The following is a 17,531-nucleotide window of genomic DNA, read 5'->3' on the forward strand; positions in this document are numbered from 1 at the left end:
TGGTCACATGGCCGTTGCGGTCCGTGTTGCTCAGGCGGTTGCCGACCGCGTCATAGCTGCTGCTCGACACATTGCCCAGCGCATCGATGGTGCGCAGCTGGCGGCCGGCATCGTCGAACTCGTAGCGCGTGGTGTGGCCGTTGCGGTCGGTGTAGGCGATGCGGTTGCCGGCGGCGTCGTAGGTCGTGCTGTCGGCATTGCCATTGCCGTCCACGGTGCCAACCAGCTGGTTGACGGCGTCGTAGCTGAAGCGGGTTTCGTTGCCGTTGCCGTCGACCAGCGAGGTGCGGTTGCCCACTGCGTCATACTGGTAGCTGGTGCTGTTGCCCAGCGCATCGGTGACCGTGGTCAGTCGGTACACCTTGTCGTACTCGTAGTTGGTGCTGTTCTGTTCCGCATCGACCATGGTGATGCGGTTGCCGACGCCGTCATACACGTAGCGGGTCGATACCACGCGCTGGTAGGTCTGCTCGTAGCCCTGGTTCCAGTAGTGCTCGTCGAAACGGTCGAAGATGGTCTTGACCAGGCGGTTCAGCTGGTCGAATTCGTATTCGGTGGCATGGCCCTTGGCATTGGTGCTGCGCACCAGGTTGCCGTTGGCGTCGTACGCGTTGGCGGTGACGTTGCCCAGCGCGTCGGTGACGGTCACGACGCGGTTTTCCTCGTCGTAGGCGTAGGCGGTAACGCCGCCATTGCGGTCGGTCACGGACAGGCGGTTGCCCACAGCGTCGTAGGCATAGCTTTCGGTCTTGCCCAGTGCATTGGTGACGGCGACCAACTGGTCGTTGGCGTCGTAGGCGTAGGTGGTGGCCTTGCCGTTGCGGTCGACCAGGGCAATGCGGTTGCCGACGGCGTCGTACTGGTATTGCTCCATGTCGCCCAGCGCATTGGTGACGGACAGCAGGCGGCCGTCCGCATCGTAAGCGAAACTGGTGGTGTGGCCGTTGCGGTCGGTCACGGAGGTGCGGTTGCCGGCGTCGTCGTAGGCGTACTGCTCCGCCTTGCCCAGCGCGTCGGTCGCTGCAATCATGCGGCCGGCCGCGTCGTAGCTGTAGCTGGTCTGGTTGCCGTTGGCGTCGGTGACCGAAGTGCGGTTCACGCCGTCGTAGGCGTTGACGGTCTCCCCGCCCAGCGCGTCCTTGGTGACGGTCAGGCGGTTGATCTGGTCGTAGCTGTATTCCGTGCGGTTTTCGTTCCGGTCGATCATTGCGACGCGGTTGCCCACGCCGTCATATTCAAAGCGGGTCACCAGTTCTACCGTGTAAGGGTCCTGGTAGCCGGTGAAATGGCCGCTGCCGTAACCGTAGCCATAGCCGTAGCCATAGCCGGAATCGTCGCCGCTGGAGACAGCGAGGCTGTTCATGCGGAGCATTGGAGGCCAGCCGCCAGGAGGCGGCTCTTCCGGTTCGCCCGGTTCTTCCGGGAACTCCGGCTCTTCCGGTTCGGTCGGCGGTTCGATATCGGGATCGACCACCCACTTGATGTCGCCGGCGGCGCTGGTCACGCTGTTGCGGATCGCGATCAGGCGGTCGTCGGCGTCGTATTCGAAGTAAGTGCTGTTGCCGCGGCGGTCGGTCAGCTGGATGCGGTTGCCCACGCCGTCGTAGGAATACACTTCGAGATGGCCCAGTGCATCGCGGCTGCCGATCAGGCGGTTGCCGGCGTCATAGCTGAACTGGCGGGTGTGGCCGTTGCGGTCGGTGGCCGAGAGGCGGTTGCCGACTGCGTCGTAGGCGTAGCTTTCCTGCTTGCCCAGCGCGTCGGTACGGCTGGCCACGCGGTTCAGCTTGTCGTAGGCCTGCTGCGTGGTGTGCCCGTTGCGGTCGACCGTGCTCAGCAAGTTGCCCATCGCATCGTAGGCATAGCTTTCCTGCTTGCCCAGCGCATCGGCCATCGTGACCTTGCGGTTGGCGGCGTCGTAGCCGAAGGTGGTGCGGGCGCCGTTCTTGTCGCTCCGGGCCAGCATATTGCCAACCGCGTCGTACTCGAACTGCTCGCGGTGGCCCAGCGCGTCTTTTGCTTCCAGCAGGCGGTCGGCAGCGTCGTAGCTGAAGGTGCTACGGGCGCCGTTCTTGTCGGTAAAGGCCAGGCGGTTGCCGGCGCCATCGTACTCGAACAGTTCGGTGTAGCCGAGGGCATCCTTGCTTTGCACCAAGCGGTCGGCGGCGTCGTAGCTGTAGCTGGTGGCGTGGCCGTTCTTGTCGGTGAAGCCGGTGCGGTTGCCGACGCCGTCGTAGACGTAGGCTTCGGTGTAGCCCAGCGGATCGGTCAGCCCGGTCAGGCGGTTGTCCTTGTCGTAGACGTAGCTGGTGGTGTGGCCGTTGGCATCGGTGGAGGAAACGCGGTTGTCCACCTTGTCGTATTGCCAGCTGTTGCTGAAGCCCAGCGCATTCAGGCTGGACGTCATGCGGTTCTTGGCGTCGAAACTGTAACGGGTCGTGTTGCCGTTGGCGTCCTCGAGCGCGATGCGGTTGCCGACCTTGTCGTATTCGTATGCGGTCACGCCGTCCAGGGCGTCGATCACTTGCAGCAGGCGGTTGTTGGCGTCGTAGGCGCGGCGCGTGACGTTGCCGTTGGCGTCGGTCTGCGCCAGCAGGTTGCCCACTGCGTCATAGGCGTAATCAAAGCCGTTGTCCAGCGCATCCTGCTGGCGCACCAGGCGATGTTCGGCATCGTACTTGCTGCGCTTGGTGTGGCCATTGGCGTCGGTCACGGCAACCTGGTTGCCGACCGCGTCGTAGCTCATGGTGGTGGTGTTGCCCAGCGCGTCGGTGCTGCTCACCATGCGGCCAGCCAGGTCATAGGCGTAGCGGCGGGTATGGTCGTTGCCGTCGGTCTGTTCCAGCAGGCGGCCCACGGCGTCGTAGGCGTAGCGGCTGGCATTGCCCATGGCGTCGGTCTTGACGACCAGGCGGTTGCCGGCGTCGTACTGCGACAGGGTGGCATGGCCATTGGCGTCGGTCAGGTTCACCACGTTGCCCACGGCGTCGTAGAAGCGGCGGGTTTCGTAGCCCAGCGGGTCGGTCACCAGGGAGACGCGGTTCAGCGCGTCGTATGCGAAGGCGGTTACGCCGCCGTTGGCGTCGACCACCGAGGTGCGATTGCCGACCTGGTCGTAGCCGTAGGCGGTGACGCCGTCCAGCGGATCGGTCACCGAGACCAGCTGGTTCAGCGCGTTGAACGCGCGCCTGGTGGCGTTGCCGTTGCGGTCGCGCTCGAGCAACTGGTTGCCGACATTGTCGTACTCGAAGATGTTGGCGTTGCCCAAGGCGTCGGCATGCGCCACCAGGCGATTCAGCTCGTCGTATTCGAAGGTGTTGTCGTTGCCGTTGCGGTCCACGACCGACAGGCGGTTGCCGACGGCATCGTAGGTGTAGCTCTCGATCGCGCCCAGCGCGTCGGTGTGCTCCTGCAGGCGGTTGTTGGCGTCATAGGCGAACTTGTTCTCGGCGCCGATGGCGTCGATGACCGAGACGCGGTTGCCCACGGCATCGTAGGCGAAGCGCGTTTCCGCGCCCAGCGCGTCGACCTGCACTACCAGGCGGTTGGCGGCATCGTACTGCGCCGAGGTGCTGGCGCCGTTGGCGTCGATGCTGCCGACCAGGTTGCCGGCTCCGTCGTAGCTGTGGCGGGTCACGCCACCCAACGCGTCGGTCGCGCGCACCACGCGGTTGGCTGCGTCATACTCGCTGGCGGTGACGTTGCCGCGCGCATCGGTCACGCTCAGGCGATTGCCGGCGCGGTCGTAGGCATGGCGGGTCTTGCCGCCCAGGGCGTCGGTCACCTGCACCAGGCGGCCGTTGGCGTCATACTCGAAGGCGGTGGTGTTTCCGCGTGCGTCGGTGACGCCGGTGCGGTTGCCCACATGGTCGTAGGCGAACCCGGTCTGGTTGCCCAGCGCATCGGTGGTGACGGCCAGGCGGTTCAGCGCATCGTAGGCGAAGCTGGTGGTGTTGCCGTTGGCGTCGGTTGCGCTCAGGCGGTTGCCGACGGCGTCGTAGCTGACACTGCTGTCGTGGCCCAGGGCATCGGTCTGCTTGACCATGCGGCTCAATGCGTCGTAATGGAAGCTCGTGACGCGGCCCAGCGCGTCGACCACCGAGGTGCGGTTGCCCAGCACGTCGTAGGCGAAGGATGTGGCATTGCCCAGCGCGTCGGTCTGTTTCAACAGGCGGCGATTGGCGTCGTAGCTGAAGGCATTGGCATTGCCGTTGGCGTCGACCACGCGCACCTGGTTGCCGACGGCATCGTATTCGTGCTGCGTCGCGTTGCCAAGCGCGTCGGCCTGGCGCACCAGGCGATTGTTGGCGTCGTAAGCGGCGGTGCTGGTGTGGCCGTTGCCGTCCGTGACGGCGACGCGGTTGCCGACCTTGTCGTAGCCGTAACTGTTCATCTCGCCCAGCGCATTCTTCACCTGGACCAGGCGGTTGGCGGCGTCGAAGATGGACTCGACCATGTGGCCATTGCCATCGGTGACGCTCACCTGGTTGCCGGCCGCATCGTAGGCATAGGCGGTTTCCACGCCCAGCGCGTCCTGCAGCGACACCAGGCGGTTGGCCTGGTCGTAGGTAAAGCGGGTGGTATTGCCGTTGGCGTCGGTGCGCGCGATGCGGTTGCCGGCAGCGTCGAAGGCGACCGCCGTCACGCCGCCCAGCGCATCGGTGATGCCGACCTGGCGCTGCAGCTTGTCATAGGCGAAGCGGGTCACGCGGCCCAGGGCGTCGGTAGTGCTGGTGCGGTTGCCGACCGCGTCGTACGTGGCGCGCGTCATGCCGCCCAGGGCGTCGATGGCCGCTACCTGGCGGTGCAGGGCGTCGTATTCGAAGCGGGTCGGGTTGCCGGCGGCGTCGACGGTCTCCAGCAGGTTGCCGACCGCGTCGTAGCGCAGCTTGTCGGTCCCGCCCAGGGCGTCGATCGTCTCGATCACGCGGTGCAGCGCGTCGTATGCCGCGCGCACAGTGAAGCCGTTGGCGTCGGTGGTGGCGACGCGGTTGCCCACGGCGTCGTAGGCATAGCCGGTACGGTTGCCCAGCGGGTCGGTCTGGCCCACCATGCGATCGGCCGCGTCGAATTCGTAGCGGGTGGCGTGGCCGTTGGCATCGATGCTGGCGATGCGGTTGCCCACCTTGTCGTACTCGAAGCTGCTGGTATTGTTCAGCGCGTCGGTCACGCTTGCCACGCGGTTCAGCGCATCGTAACCGAAGCGGGTGTCGTGGCCATTGCCGTCGATCATGACGATGCGGTTGCCGGCGCCATCGTACATGAAGCGCACGGTATGTCCCAGGGCGTCACGCTGCTCATTGAGGCGGTTGGCGGCATCATAGGCAAAGCTGGTGCTGTTGCCATTCTCGTCGACGACCTGGATGCGGTTGCCGGCGGCGTCGTAGGCGAACGCTTTCTTGCCGCCCATGGCATCGGTCTGCGCTACCAGGCGGCCTGCTGCATCGTAGCTGAAGGACGTGGTGCTGCCGGCGGCATCGGTGGTCGATACACGCTGGCCGGCGGCATCATAGCTGTGGCGGGTGACGCCGCCCAGGGCGTCGGTGATGCTTTGCAGGCGGTCGGCCGCGTCGTAATCGAAGGCCGTGGCATTGCCCAGCGCGTCGGTGCTGTGGATACGGTTGCCGACTGCATCGTAGCTGTGCGTGGTGACCGCACCCAGCGCGTCGGTCTCGCTGACCAGGCGGTAAGCGGCGTCATACGCGGCGCGGCTGGTGGCGCCGTTGGCATCGGTGGTGGCCAGGCGGTTGCCGACCTTGTCGTACTCGTAGCTGGTGGCGTTCCCCAGCGCGTCGATCTGTTTCACCAGGCGGTTTGCGAGGTCGTACACGTAGCTGGTGGCATGGTCGTTGGCGTCGATGCTGGCGATGCGGTTGCCCACCGCATCGTAGGCGAAGCGAGTCATGCCGCCCAGCGCATCGGTACGTACGGACAGGCGGCCGTTGGCGTCGTAGCTGAAGCGGGTGGCATTGCCGTTGCCGTCCGTGCTTTCCACCATGGAGCCGACGGCATCATAGGCGAAGCTGGTCGAGCGTCCGGTGCCGTCCGTCTGGCGCACCAGGCGGTTGTTGGCGTCGAACTCGAAGCCGGTCGCATGGCCGTTGGCATCGATTGCCCCCACGCGGTTGCCGGCGTTGTCGTAATGGTACTCGGCCCGGTTGCCCAGCGCATCGGTCTCGGAAACCAGGCGATCGGCCGCGTCGTAGCCATAGCTGGTGACATGGCCGTTGGCGTTGACGGTGGCAACACGATTGCCGGCCTGGTCGTAACGGTGCTCCACACGGTTGCCCAAGGCGTCCGCGGTGGCGGCCAGGCGGCCGACGGCGTCGTAGCTGAAGGAGACAGTATGGCCGTTGGCATCGGTGGTGGACAGGCGCTGGCCGACGGCGTCGTAGGCGTGCGTGGTCCGGTGGCCCAGGGCATCGGTGCTGGACACCAGGCGGTTGACGGCGTCGTATGCAAACACTGTCTGGTTGCCGTTGGCGTCGGTCGTTGCCGTGCGGTTGCCAGCCGCATCGTAGCTGAAGACGGTCACCTCGTTGCCGGGGGCGGTGACGGAAAGCAGGCGACTGTTGGCGTCATAGGCGAACAGGGTGCCGCGGCCCAGCGCGTCGGTGGTGGCCACCCGGTTGCCCAGGCGGTCGTAATCGTGGCGGGTGATGTTGCCGAGCGCGTCAGTCTGGTTGACCAGTCGGCCGTTGGCGTCGTAGGCAAAGCGCGTTGCGTTGCCCAGCGCGTCGGTGACGACGGTGCGGTTGCCCACGGCGTCGTAATCGAAGCGGGTAATGGCGCCCAGCGCATCGCCTGCTGCAGTCAGGCGGTTCAGTGCATCGTAATGGTTGAAGCGCTGGTGGCCGTTGCCATCGCGGGTCATGATCAGGTTGCCCACGGCGTCATAGACATGCTGGACCGAGTCGCCCGCGGCGTTGGTCTCTTCGACCTTGCGGTTCAACGCGTCATAGCGGTAGCTGGTGGCATGGCCATTGGCATCGACGCTGGCCAGGCTGTTGCCCACCGCGTCGTAGCTGTAGCGCGTGCTCTGGCCCATCGCGTTGGTGTGCACCACCAGGCGATTGCTGCTGTCGTACTCAAAGCGGGTAGCGTTGCCCAGCGCATCGAAAGCTGCCGTGCGATTGCCCACAGCGTCGTATTCGTAGGAGGTACGGGCGCCCAAGGCGTCGATGGTCGCGGTCAGGCGGCCGTTTGCGTCGTATTCGAACTTGCTGTCGTGGCCGGCCGGATCGATGCTGCGTACCCGGCGGTTCAGTTGGTCGTACTCGTGGCTGGTGACCAGGCCGAGCGCGTCCACGCTGCGGGTCAGGCGGTTGCCGGCGTCGTATTCGAAGCGGCTGGTGTTGCCAGCGGCATCGGTCAGCGCGGTGCGGTTGCCGACCGCGTCGTACTGGTAGGCGGTGACAAAGCCCATGGCATCGGTGCGGCTTACCACGCGGTCCAATGCGTCGAGCACGTAGGTGGTGGCATTGCCGGCGGCGTCGGTGCTGCGCAGCAGGTTGCCCACTGCGTCGTATTCTTTGCGGGTGACTTGTCCCAGAGCGTCGGTGGTCTGCACCAGGCGGTTGGCCGCGTCGTAGCTGAAGCGCGTGGCGTGGCCGTTGGCGTCTACCACGGACGTGCGGTTGCCCGCCGCGTCGTAGGCGTAGACGGTAGTACCGCCTTGCGCGTCGGTCACGCGCACCAGGCGGTCCGCGCCGTCGTAGGCGAAGGTGGTGGTGTTGCCATTGGCATCGGTCAGGCCGGTGCGGTTGCCGCGCGCATCATAGCTGAAGCGCGTGGTGCCGGCCGCGTCGACCTGCTGGTCCATGCGGTTGGCGCCATCGTAGTGGAAGACTACGATGTGGCCGTTGGCATCCGTGGTGGCGATGCGGTTGCCGTTGGCATCGTACGCATAGCTGGTGCGGTTGCCCAGCGCATCGATGCTGGCGGCAAGGCGGCCAGCCGCGTCGTATTCGGCGCGGCTCACGCCGCCCTTGGCATCGGTCACGCTGAGGCGCTGGCCGTTCGCGTCGTAGGCGTAGGTGGTTTGCTGGCCCAGCGCGTCGATCTGGCTGGCCAGGCGGTTCAGCTTGTCGTATTCGAAGCGGCTGGTGCGGCCCAGTGCATCGGTGCTGGAAAGGCGGTTGCCGTTGGCGTCGTACGTGTAGGCAGTCACGCCGCCCATGGCGTCGGTCTGCGACAGCAGGCGGTTGCCGGCGTCGTAGACGAAGCTGGTGGCATGGCCGTTGGCGTCGACGGTGCGGGTACGGTTGCCGTCAGCGTCATACTCGAATTTCTGCACATGGCCCAGCGCATCCACCGATTCCAGCAGGCGGTCGTCGGCGTCGTAATGGAACTGGGTGACGTGGCCGTCCGGGTCGGTCATGCTGACACGGTTGCCTTCAGCGTCGTAGGCAAAGCGGGTGGTGACGGCCAGGCCGGCCGGGTCGACCACTTCGGCCACGCGGCGGCCCAGCTTGTCGTAGTCGTAGCGTACGCTGGCGCTGTCGACGCCGTTGGCGCCGCGGCTGACGGTCAGGGTGTGGCCCTGCGCGTCGTAGGTATAGCTGGTGTGCAGGTTCAGGCCGGCCGGATCGACCACCACGCGGGTAGCCTGGCCTTTCTGGTCGTAGCTGGTGACGGTCAGCACGCCGTTCGGGTCGCGCTGCGACACCACTTCGCCCTTGGCGTCGTAGGTCCAGGTGGTGGTCAGCGCCAGGCCGCCCGCATCGACCACCTGGCTCAGGCGGCGGTCGGCGGCATCGTAGGTGTAGCGCGTGGCGACGCCGTTGCGGTCGACGGTGGCGACCAGATGGCCGGCGGCGTCGTATTCATTATGCTCGGCCTTGCCGTTGGCATCGGTGGTGGCCAGCAGGCGGCCGTCGGCGTCGTAGCTGTAGCTGGTGGTGTTGCCATTGCCGTCGGCAAGGGCGATCACTTGCCCTTGCGCGTTGCGCGTGATGGTGGTCACGATGCCAAGCGGCGAAGTGACGGTGGTCTTGTGCAGCGCCGTGTCGTAGGCATAGCGGGTCACATTGCCGCGCGCATCGGTCTGGGTCAGCACGCGGTCGAAAGCGTCGTAGCTTGTGGAACGCACCTGGCCCATGGCGTCATAGCTGGCCACCACGCGGCCGTTGCGGTCAAACGTGCTGCGGGTGACCTGGCCGTTGGCGTCGGTCTGCGCCACGGCGCGGCCAAAGGCGTCGTATTCAGTGCTGCGCAGGGCGGCAATGCCGTCGGCGTCGCGCAGGATGGACGTCTGCAGGCCGCGCTTGTCGTAGGTATAGCGCACCAGTTCCTGCACAGCCGCGCTGATCGGGCGCATTTCCTTGCTCAACTGGCCGAAGGCGTCGTAGCTGCGCACGGTGGCATTGCCCAGCGCGTCGACCAGGCGGGTGGCCTGGCCGCGCACATCGTAATCGGTGTGCAGCAGGCTGTCGCGCAGCGGGTCGGCCGCCACCGCCAGCGCGGCCAGGACCGGGGCGTTGCTGCCGCCGGCCAGGCCGGCGGTATCGATGCGGTTGGCGTAGCTGATGGTGTCGGTGGCCTGGCCGAAGGCGTCGTAGCGGATGCCGCTTACCTCGCCCAGCGCGTTGACGCTATGGGTGCGGCGGCCGGCGCCGTCGTAGAAGTACAGCGTGGACGCACCAAGGGCGTCGGTGCTGCTGACCATGCGGCCGACGGCGTCATAGCCGTAGCGCTTGGCGTAGCCGGCCCAGATGCCGGTGTCGTGCACGGCGTCGCCGTTGAGCAGGCTGGCGCCCTGGCCGGACAGTTCGGCCACCAGGCGGCCCTGCACGTCGTAGCGCACCAGGGCCGTGCGCTGGTCGGCACTGCCGGCCGCCTGCACGGTCGATACCAGCTTGCCCACCTTGTCGTAGGCGAAATCGCTGCGCACGCCGGCGGCGTCGGTGCTCGATACGAGCTGGTTCAGCTTGTTGTAGCTGAAAGTCGCCTGCTGGTCGGCCGCGCTGGCTTGCGGCAGCATCTGCGCCAAGCGCGCGCCCGGCATGTAGTTGACCGGGTTGGCGAAGCGCTTGACGGCGCTGCGGTTGCCGGCAGCGTCATAGCTGAAGGTGCTCAGGTAGCCTTCGCCGTCGATGGCGCCGGTCTGCTGGCCGCGCGCATTGAAGAACTGGTGCACGCTGATGTCGGCGGCGGAAGCCTGTGGACGCAATTGTTCCAGCGAGCCGTTGCTGCGCAGGGCGGCATCGGTCAGGGTGGCATAGCGCACGGTCTCCACCAGCTGGCCGATGGCGTCGTATTTCTGCTCGGTCAGGATGCCCTGGGCATCGAGCTGGCCCACCAGGCGGCTGTCGGCATCGAAGAAGTTGCGGCTGTGGCGGTCCTCGGTGGACGACACCACCTGGATATCGGCCAGCTGCGGATTGGCCGGCAGCGCGGCGCGGCTGATGGCGTTGTTGTAGCGCACCAGGTCGGTGACGCGGTTGGCGGCGTCGAAGAACTGCTGGGTGACGAAGCCCGCTTCATCCACCGTGTAGACCAGGCGGTTGTCCTTGTCGTAGACCTGGTCGACGCGGCGGTCGGCGGCGCTGGCCAGCGGACGCAGCGCCGCCAGGGTCGCGGCTTGCGGCGCGCCGGCGGCATCCACCAGCTTGCTGCTGTCCACCAGGTTGGCGTAGCGGATGGTGCGCACCAGGTTGCCGGCGCCGTCGTACACGCTTTCGGTCAAGGCGCCGAAGCCGTCGATCATGCCGTTGCGGCGGCCCATCTCGTCGTACAGGAACGTGGTGCGCACGCCGGTCGCGTCCTGGGTGCAGAACAGGCGGCCGTCGGCATCGTAGAAGTTGCGCACGGTGCCCAGCTCGGCGCCGTTGGCGCTGTCGCTCTGGATCACGCTCACCAGTTCACCGGCGGCGTCGTAGGTGGAGGTGGTGGCCAGGCCGTTGGCCAGGGTCGACACGGTGCGGTTGTGCGCGTCGTCGTACTGCACCAGCGATTGCTGGCCCAGCGCGTCGGTGCTGGCCAGCAGGCGGTTCAGGCCATCGTAGGCGTAGCTGGTGGTGGCGCCGGCATTGATGGTCTTGAGCAGCAGGCCGGAGGCATCGTATACATAGTTGATGGTGTTGGCGCCATCGGCCACGCCGTTGCCGGCGCCATCCACTTCGGCATAGGTGGTGCTGGCGCTCACCAGGCCGCGGAAGTCGTAGGCGAAATCGCTGCGCGCACTGAGGGTCTTGTCCTGCGCCGCAGCCCAGGCAGTCATCTGGGCTTCGCCTGGCGCCGCCCCTTCCGCCAGGGCGGAGGTGTTGTAGGTGCCGCCGTTGTAGGCGATCTGCGCCACGCGCTGGCCCTTGGCGTCGTAGCGGTATTCCACCACGTCGCCGGCCGGGTTGATGCGGAAGCGCAGGTGGTTCTTGCTGTCGTAGACGTAGCGGGTGACCAGGGCGCCGCCATTGCCCATGCGCACCGACTCGCTCACCACGTGGTTGGCGCTGTTGTAGCTGCGTGCCACCACGTTGCCCAGCGCATCCTGCTGGGTGAGCTGGTTGCCGTTGCCATCGTAGGTCATGGTCACGGCATTGCCGTTGCCGTCGGTGACGCTGGTGACGTTGCCGCTGGCGTCATAGGCGTAGCTGGTGCGCACGCGAATGCCGTTGACCGCAGGGCTGAGCACCTGGGTCAGCTGGTTCTTGGCGTCGTAGAAGAAGCTGGTGACAAAGCCCAGCGGATCGGTCATGTCGGTGCGGCCGTTGGCAACGTCGTAGCTCAGGCGGGTGACGCGGCCCAGGCCGTCGGTCATGCTGGCGACGCGGAAGTCCGTGCCCACCTGCACGTAGGTGAACGATTGCACCGTGCCGTCGCTCTGGGTCAGGGTGGCAATGCGGCGGCTGGTGCCGTCGTAGGTGTAACGGGTGGTGTAGGTGTTGCCGTCGGTCTTGCTGTTATCGTCCGGCGACAGGTCCACCTCCACGCTGGTCAGGCGCTTGCTGCTGTCATAGGTGTAACGGGTACGGCTGCGGGTGACGCCGCCGCTGACGGTGCGCAGGCCGACCAGGTTGTTGTCGCTGTAATCGAGGTAGAGCACATCGCCCGAAGCCATGGTCACGCTCTGCATCAGGCGGCCGGCATAGGTGAAGGTGGTGGTGTTGCCGTCCACGTCGGTGGCCGAGGTGATCAGCCCCGAGGTGTTGTAGGTCTCGCTGGCCTGGCTATCGCCGTCGCGCCAGGTCCAGCTCGACGGCACGCTGCCGTTGGCCGGGGTATAGGTCAGCGTGTCGTGGGCGCCGGCGCCGTCGGTGGTGACATAGCAGCCGCGCGCCGCGTCATAGGTATAGGTGGCGGTGCTGCCGTCTTCCTCGGTGCGGCTGGCGATACTGCCGGCCGTGTTCACCTTGCCGCTGACGAAGGCGACGCGCTTGTAGACGCCCAGGCGGAAGTTGTCGCCGTTATCGCCGTCGCCGAAGACGCCCAGGCGGTCGGTATAGATGCCCTGGCTGTTATATGTGCGCAGGAGCGCGGTGTCGATGCCATTGGCGGCCAGGAACTCGTCGCGCGACTGGATGACCAGGTTGCCGTTGGCGGCGTTCAGATAGGCCTGGTCGCCATTACGCCCCAAGGCCGCATTACCGACCGTTCCCCGGTCTCCACCCAACACGAAACGGGAACCGCTTTGCAGGCCCAGTGCACCACCGCTGACAATCGCTACCATGAATTTCTCGTCCGAATAAATTGTTTGTTGGTAAAAGCGGGCATGGAGTCCTCCTCAACATGCCCTTCAAACAATATATCCAGCGTTTCCGGCAAGAATTTAGCGTTTTCTGCAATATTTTTTTTCTAATACACATTTATGCAGATGAATGTTGCTATTACGGCAATAAAAATGGCGCCTCGAGGGCGCCATTGCGTATTCTGGAGCGGGTGAAGGGAATCGAACCCTCGTATGAAGCTTGGGAAGCTGCCGTTCTACCATTGAACTACACCCGCGTGCCCCGCATTCTATGTGGCTTTGGCTGCGGTTGGCAAGACTGTAACGGTGGCCCTACTGGATGAACGGCCAGCCGTCGGCGGTAAAGCCAAGCGTATTGATGCCCAGCGTCGCCCGCCCGCCATTGTTGCCGTCGTAGTAATGGTAAACGTAGGTGGGCTTGTTATTGTTGCCAGGATCGGTGAACACGCTGCCGCCGCCCGGGCCGATGATATTGCCGTGGGTGCTGAGCAGGATGGTGCCGCCGCCTGCGGTCAGCGCCACGCCGCCGCGGTCCACATAGGGCCCGGTCACGCTGGTGGAGCGGCCGACGATGGTGCGGTAGGTGCTGGTCGAGCCTTTGCAGCATTCGTTGATCGGCGCGAAGTAATAGTAATAGCCGTTGTAGTAGTAGATGAACGGGCCTTCTTCGCCGGCCGACGGGTTGCCGCGCCTGGCCACTGTGTACACCGGGGCGTTGGCCTTGATCAAGCCGTTGGCCGGGTCGAGCTGCACCAGGTGCGTGCCGTCGGTCCAGGAGCCCCAGGCCATCCACCAGTTGCCGCTGGCGTCGCGGAACGGCGCCGGATCGATCGCATTGTCGGTGGTCGCCCAGAAGCCTGGCGGCGGCGAGGTGGTAGTGCTGTTCCAGGACTTGGTGACGAAACCCTTGTCGGTCCATGGCCCCTGCGGCGACGAGCTGGTGGCGACGCCGATCACCGCTTCCGCGCCGGTACTTGGCAGGTAGGGGATCGAGTAGTACTGGTAATAGGTGCCGTTCGCCACCATCAGGCTAGGCGCCCAGACGTCGGTATTGGCGCCATTGTTCCATCCCGTCGGCGTCTGCAGGCCGCTCCAGGAACTGAAGTCCGGCCCGATGGCAGGGCAGTTCGGCGCATAGCCGCCCATCTGGGCCGTCGTGCAGCTGGTGTAATTGGTGAAGTTCACGCCGTCGGTCGATGTGGCCAGCGTCTGGTGCGAACCATACAGCCAGTACTTTCCGCTGCCGTCGCGCAGCATGTAGGGGTCGTGCACGAAGATGCCGTTGCCGGTGACGGCGCGCGGCGCAGGGTACGGGCTGGCCCCGGTGTTCACCAGCTGCCATTCCTGGCAGGTGCAGCCGGTCAGGCCCCACTGGTCGATGGTGGCGGTGTTGGCGGTACTCGCCATATACACCTCCAGGTACTTGCCGCTGTTGACGTTCTGGATCAGGAAGTTGCCGCTGGCCGCTTGCGTGACCACCCACAAGTGGTCCGAAGTGCCGTTGTCGGCCCACTGGACGACCTGCGCGCCGTCGGCGGTCGAAGCGTTGGTGACGCCCAGCACCTGGTGCGTCAACATGTTCTCGATGTTGTAGCGCCCATTCCCCATCGGCATGAAGTGCCACAGGTGGTCGGCGGTGCCGTTGTCGGACCACTGGATCGCCTTGGAGCCGGCGGCCTGGCTGGCGCCGTCAATGCCCAATACCAGGCCGCTGTTGACGTTCTTGATCTTGTACTGCACGCTGGTATTGATCGTGATCGGCGTGGCTGCGTGCGCGGAAAGCACCATGCCGATCAGCATGGCGAAACATGACAGAATTCTCTTCATAGATGGTCTCCTTGGAGTTTTTTTAACTGCCAGACCATCGTAGTCATTGGTTCGCGCGACCACCAATCGTATCTTTTGCATCCGCAATACCCCTTTCGGTATCACGGTTATGGCTTCGCGCCATGAGACTCCTGCCCGGAAGAAGGGCTCTGTGTCCGAATGTAACGTTGTATATCCCATTGAAAATTCACGCAGCGGCCGGCGCGGACGGTGCAAAATGCCTGGACCACATCACCGGATAGCTCCCAATGAAAGCAACCGTCGCCCTCAGCATCGCACTGGCCTTCGCGGCAAATGCCGCCCATGCACAAACGGCCGCCGCAGCCGATCCGATCTCCACGCTGGTGAACCAGCTCGAACTCGAAAAGTACAAGGCCACCATCAAAAGCCTGACCAGGTTCGGCGACCGGCGCCAGGGCACGGAACGCAACCGACAGGCGCTGGACTGGATCGAGGTGCAGTTGAAAGCGTATGGCTGCTCCAACGTGGAGCGCCTGCAGTACCAGTTCACCGAACCGGCCGCGCGCGGCAAGCCGGCGGTGGCGGCGGGTGGCGGCGCGGGCGGACCTCCCGGCCAGGGCGGCAGCACGCTGTTCGGCAACCGCGCGCCCACCGGCGTGAACACCGATCCGATGAAGCAGCCCGATGAACGGCTGCGCGCACTCAACGCCGAACAGACGCCGCAAGGCACCTCGCTGCGCGAGAACGTCTACTGCACCAAGATCGGCAAGACCCGCCCCGACGAAATGATGATCGTCAGCGCGCACATGGACGGCATCGGCTTTGGCGAGGCTGCCAACGACGATGGTTCCGGCACAGCGCTGGTGATGGAGCTGGCGCGCATCTTCAATGCGCCGGGCGTGGAAACCGAGCGCTCGATCCGCTTCGCCCTGTGGAACAACGAGGAAACCGGCTTGAACGGCGCAGCCGCCTACGTCGAGCAGCGCAAGAACCTGCAAGGCATCGAGTCGCCGAAAGGCTCGGGCAAATACCCTGAACCGCGCTGGCTGGGCATGATCCAGCACGACATGATGCTGTTCGACCACGGCATGCCGGTCCCCAAGCTCGATGACGCCGGCAGGCCGGTGCTGGACGCGAAAGGCCATCCGATCTACGTGCTGCCGAAAGAGCAGCGCGCGGAGGCGGACGTGAATATCGAGTTCCAGTCCAACTCGAAACAGGCCGAAGCTTCGGCCAGGCTGGCATGGGACTTCCGCGCGGCGAACGACAAGTACGCGACCAACTATCCGGCTGCGGTCGGCTTCCACATGACCAACACCGACTCCACGCCCTTCATGGACCTGGTGCCCTCTATCTCGCTGCGCGAGAACGAGCGCGGGCAGCAGATCGGCGCCGGCTGGAACCCGCACTGGCACCAAGCGACCGACCTGTATTCGAACTATTCGGACAAGGACTTCCTGCTTGGCCTGAACGCTGCGCAGACCACGCTGGCCGGCGTCGCGAAGCTGGTTGGCGCCAGGGTCGCCAAGCCTTAGCGCCACAAAGGGTCGCTCGCCATCAAGGCGGTGGCCCAGTCGGTAAAGGCGCGCACGCGCGATGACAGCCTGCGTGCATACGGGTAGACAAGACTGATCGGCATGCTGCCCAGGTGCCAGTCCGCCAGCACTTCCATCAGCGCGCCGCTGCGCAAATGCAGCGCCGCTTCCGCACGCGGGATATTGAGGATGCCGAGACCCGCCACGCCCGCCGCGACGTATGCAGCGGCGCTATTGAAGCGCATGGCAGGCAGCTGCTCGATCACGTAGCGCTGGTCGCCGCGCTGCAGCGACTGGACGTGCTGGCGGCCTGTCGCTGCAAACACGAAGCCAAGGTAGCGGTGCGCTGGCAGGTCCTCCACTGCCGCCAGCCTCGGGGCCGACGCCAGGTAGGACGGCGCAGCGCACAGGCAGAAGCGCATATTCCCCACCGGCCTTGCCACCAGGTCCTGGTCCGCCACCGGCCCGCCGCGCAAGGCGCAATCGATTCCCTCCTGCACCAGGTCCACCACGCGCTCGCCGCAGCCGATATCGAGCCGCACATCCGGATAGCGCGCCGCGAAGTCCGGCAAGGCGGGAATGATCAGGCCAGTGCCGACCGGCGACGGCATCTCAACCCGCACCCGGCCGCGCGCATCGTTGCGCGAGGACTCCAGTTCATCCAGGTCGTCGAGCAGCGCGCGGGCGCCTTCGTAATAGGCCGCGCCGTCGGTGGTGGGCGACACGCGGCGGGTGGTCCGGTGCAGCAGCTTCATGCCCAGGTGCGCCTCCAGGCCCTGGATCTGGCCGGAGATGGTGGTCTTCGGCACGCCCAGTGCTTCGGCCGCGCCGACGAAACTCCCTACCTCGACGATGCGGCAGAAGGCGCGCATGGCCTCAAGACGGTCAAAAGCCATGATTGTTCGACTTTCCGTATATTCAAAACGATAAAGACCAGTTTATCCGCAATCTCGTCCGGACTAAAGTGGATTCATCGCAACCACTTGGAGGAATTCACCATGAAACGCATCAACTACACCGCCGCCGCCCCGACCGCCATGAAGGCCATGATGGGCCTCGAGCGCGCCATCGCCGAATCGCTGCTGCCGCTCTCGCTGCGCGAGCTGGTCAAGATCCGCGCCTCGCAGATCAATGGCTGCGCTTATTGCATCGACATGCACAGCAAGGACGCGCTCAAGCACGGCGAAGACGTGCGCCGCCTGCTGGCGCTGCCGGCCTGGCGCGAAACGCCGTTCTTCGACGAGCGCGAACGCGCCGCGCTGCTGTGGACCGAAACGCTGACCGAACTCTCCAAAAACGGCGCGCCGGACGAGGTGTACAGCGAGGTCGCTGCCCAGTTCAGCGAACAGGAGCTGTCGGAACTGACCTTCGTCATCGGCGCCATCAACGCCTGGAACCGCTTTGGCGTCGGCTTTGCGATGGAATTGCCAGCTTAACTGCGCGACAACTATTTTGGCGGAAAAACCACGAAATGGCCACGCTTTCGGCGCGGCCATTCGTCGATCTGCTAGTATGCTCTGCGA

Annotated in this window: 5 protein-coding genes and 1 tRNA gene (1 of these 6 running past the window's edge); 2 read left to right on the top strand and 4 right to left on the bottom strand. The window is 65.3% G+C overall.

What is annotated here, in order from left to right; all coding sequences use genetic code 11:
- From ACN9M3_RS29750 to ACN9M3_RS29760, 3 genes are all read right to left on the bottom strand, one after another.
- Window positions 1-12,667, bottom strand: partial view of a LysM peptidoglycan-binding domain-containing protein gene (locus tag ACN9M3_RS29750; RefSeq protein WP_426319514.1) — the start only. Its footprint begins 20,339 nt before the window's first position; only the first 12,667 of its 33,006 coding nucleotides appear in the window; the start codon lies at window positions 12,665-12,667; the stop codon falls past the left edge of the window.
- Between the two features lie 201 nt (window positions 12,668-12,868).
- Window positions 12,869-12,942: transfer RNA gene (locus ACN9M3_RS29755), tRNA-Gly, on the bottom strand.
- 55 nt (window positions 12,943-12,997) lie between these two features.
- Window positions 12,998-14,512: a family 43 glycosylhydrolase gene (locus tag ACN9M3_RS29760; RefSeq protein ID WP_426319515.1), complete on the bottom strand. Its 1,515-nt coding sequence runs from the start codon at window positions 14,510-14,512 to the stop codon at window positions 12,998-13,000.
- 248 nt (window positions 14,513-14,760) lie between these two features.
- Here ACN9M3_RS29760 and ACN9M3_RS29765 point away from each other — a divergent pair, with 248 nt between their 5' ends.
- Window positions 14,761-16,008 carry a M28 family metallopeptidase gene (locus ACN9M3_RS29765; protein WP_426319516.1) on the top strand — a complete coding sequence of 416 codons (1,248 nt, stop codon included), beginning with the start codon at window positions 14,761-14,763 and terminating at the stop codon, window positions 16,006-16,008.
- On the opposite strand, the gene ACN9M3_RS29770 is transcribed toward ACN9M3_RS29765, so the two are convergent.
- Window positions 16,005-16,904, bottom strand: a complete 900-nt coding sequence (locus ACN9M3_RS29770) for a LysR substrate-binding domain-containing protein (RefSeq protein ID WP_426319517.1) — start codon at window positions 16,902-16,904, stop codon at window positions 16,005-16,007. The two genes, ACN9M3_RS29765 and ACN9M3_RS29770, sit on opposite strands and share 4 nt — an antisense overlap.
- A gap of 102 nt (window positions 16,905-17,006) precedes the next feature.
- On the opposite strand from ACN9M3_RS29770, the gene ACN9M3_RS29775 reads away from it, so the two are divergent.
- Window positions 17,007-17,444, top strand: coding sequence for a carboxymuconolactone decarboxylase family protein (locus ACN9M3_RS29775; protein ID WP_426319518.1), 438 nt, complete (start codon window positions 17,007-17,009; stop codon window positions 17,442-17,444).
- The last annotated feature ends 87 nt before the right edge of the window (window positions 17,445-17,531 follow it).

This window comes from Pseudoduganella sp. R-43 (assembly GCF_049913255.1).
GTDB lineage: Bacteria > Pseudomonadota > Gammaproteobacteria > Burkholderiales > Burkholderiaceae_D > Rugamonas.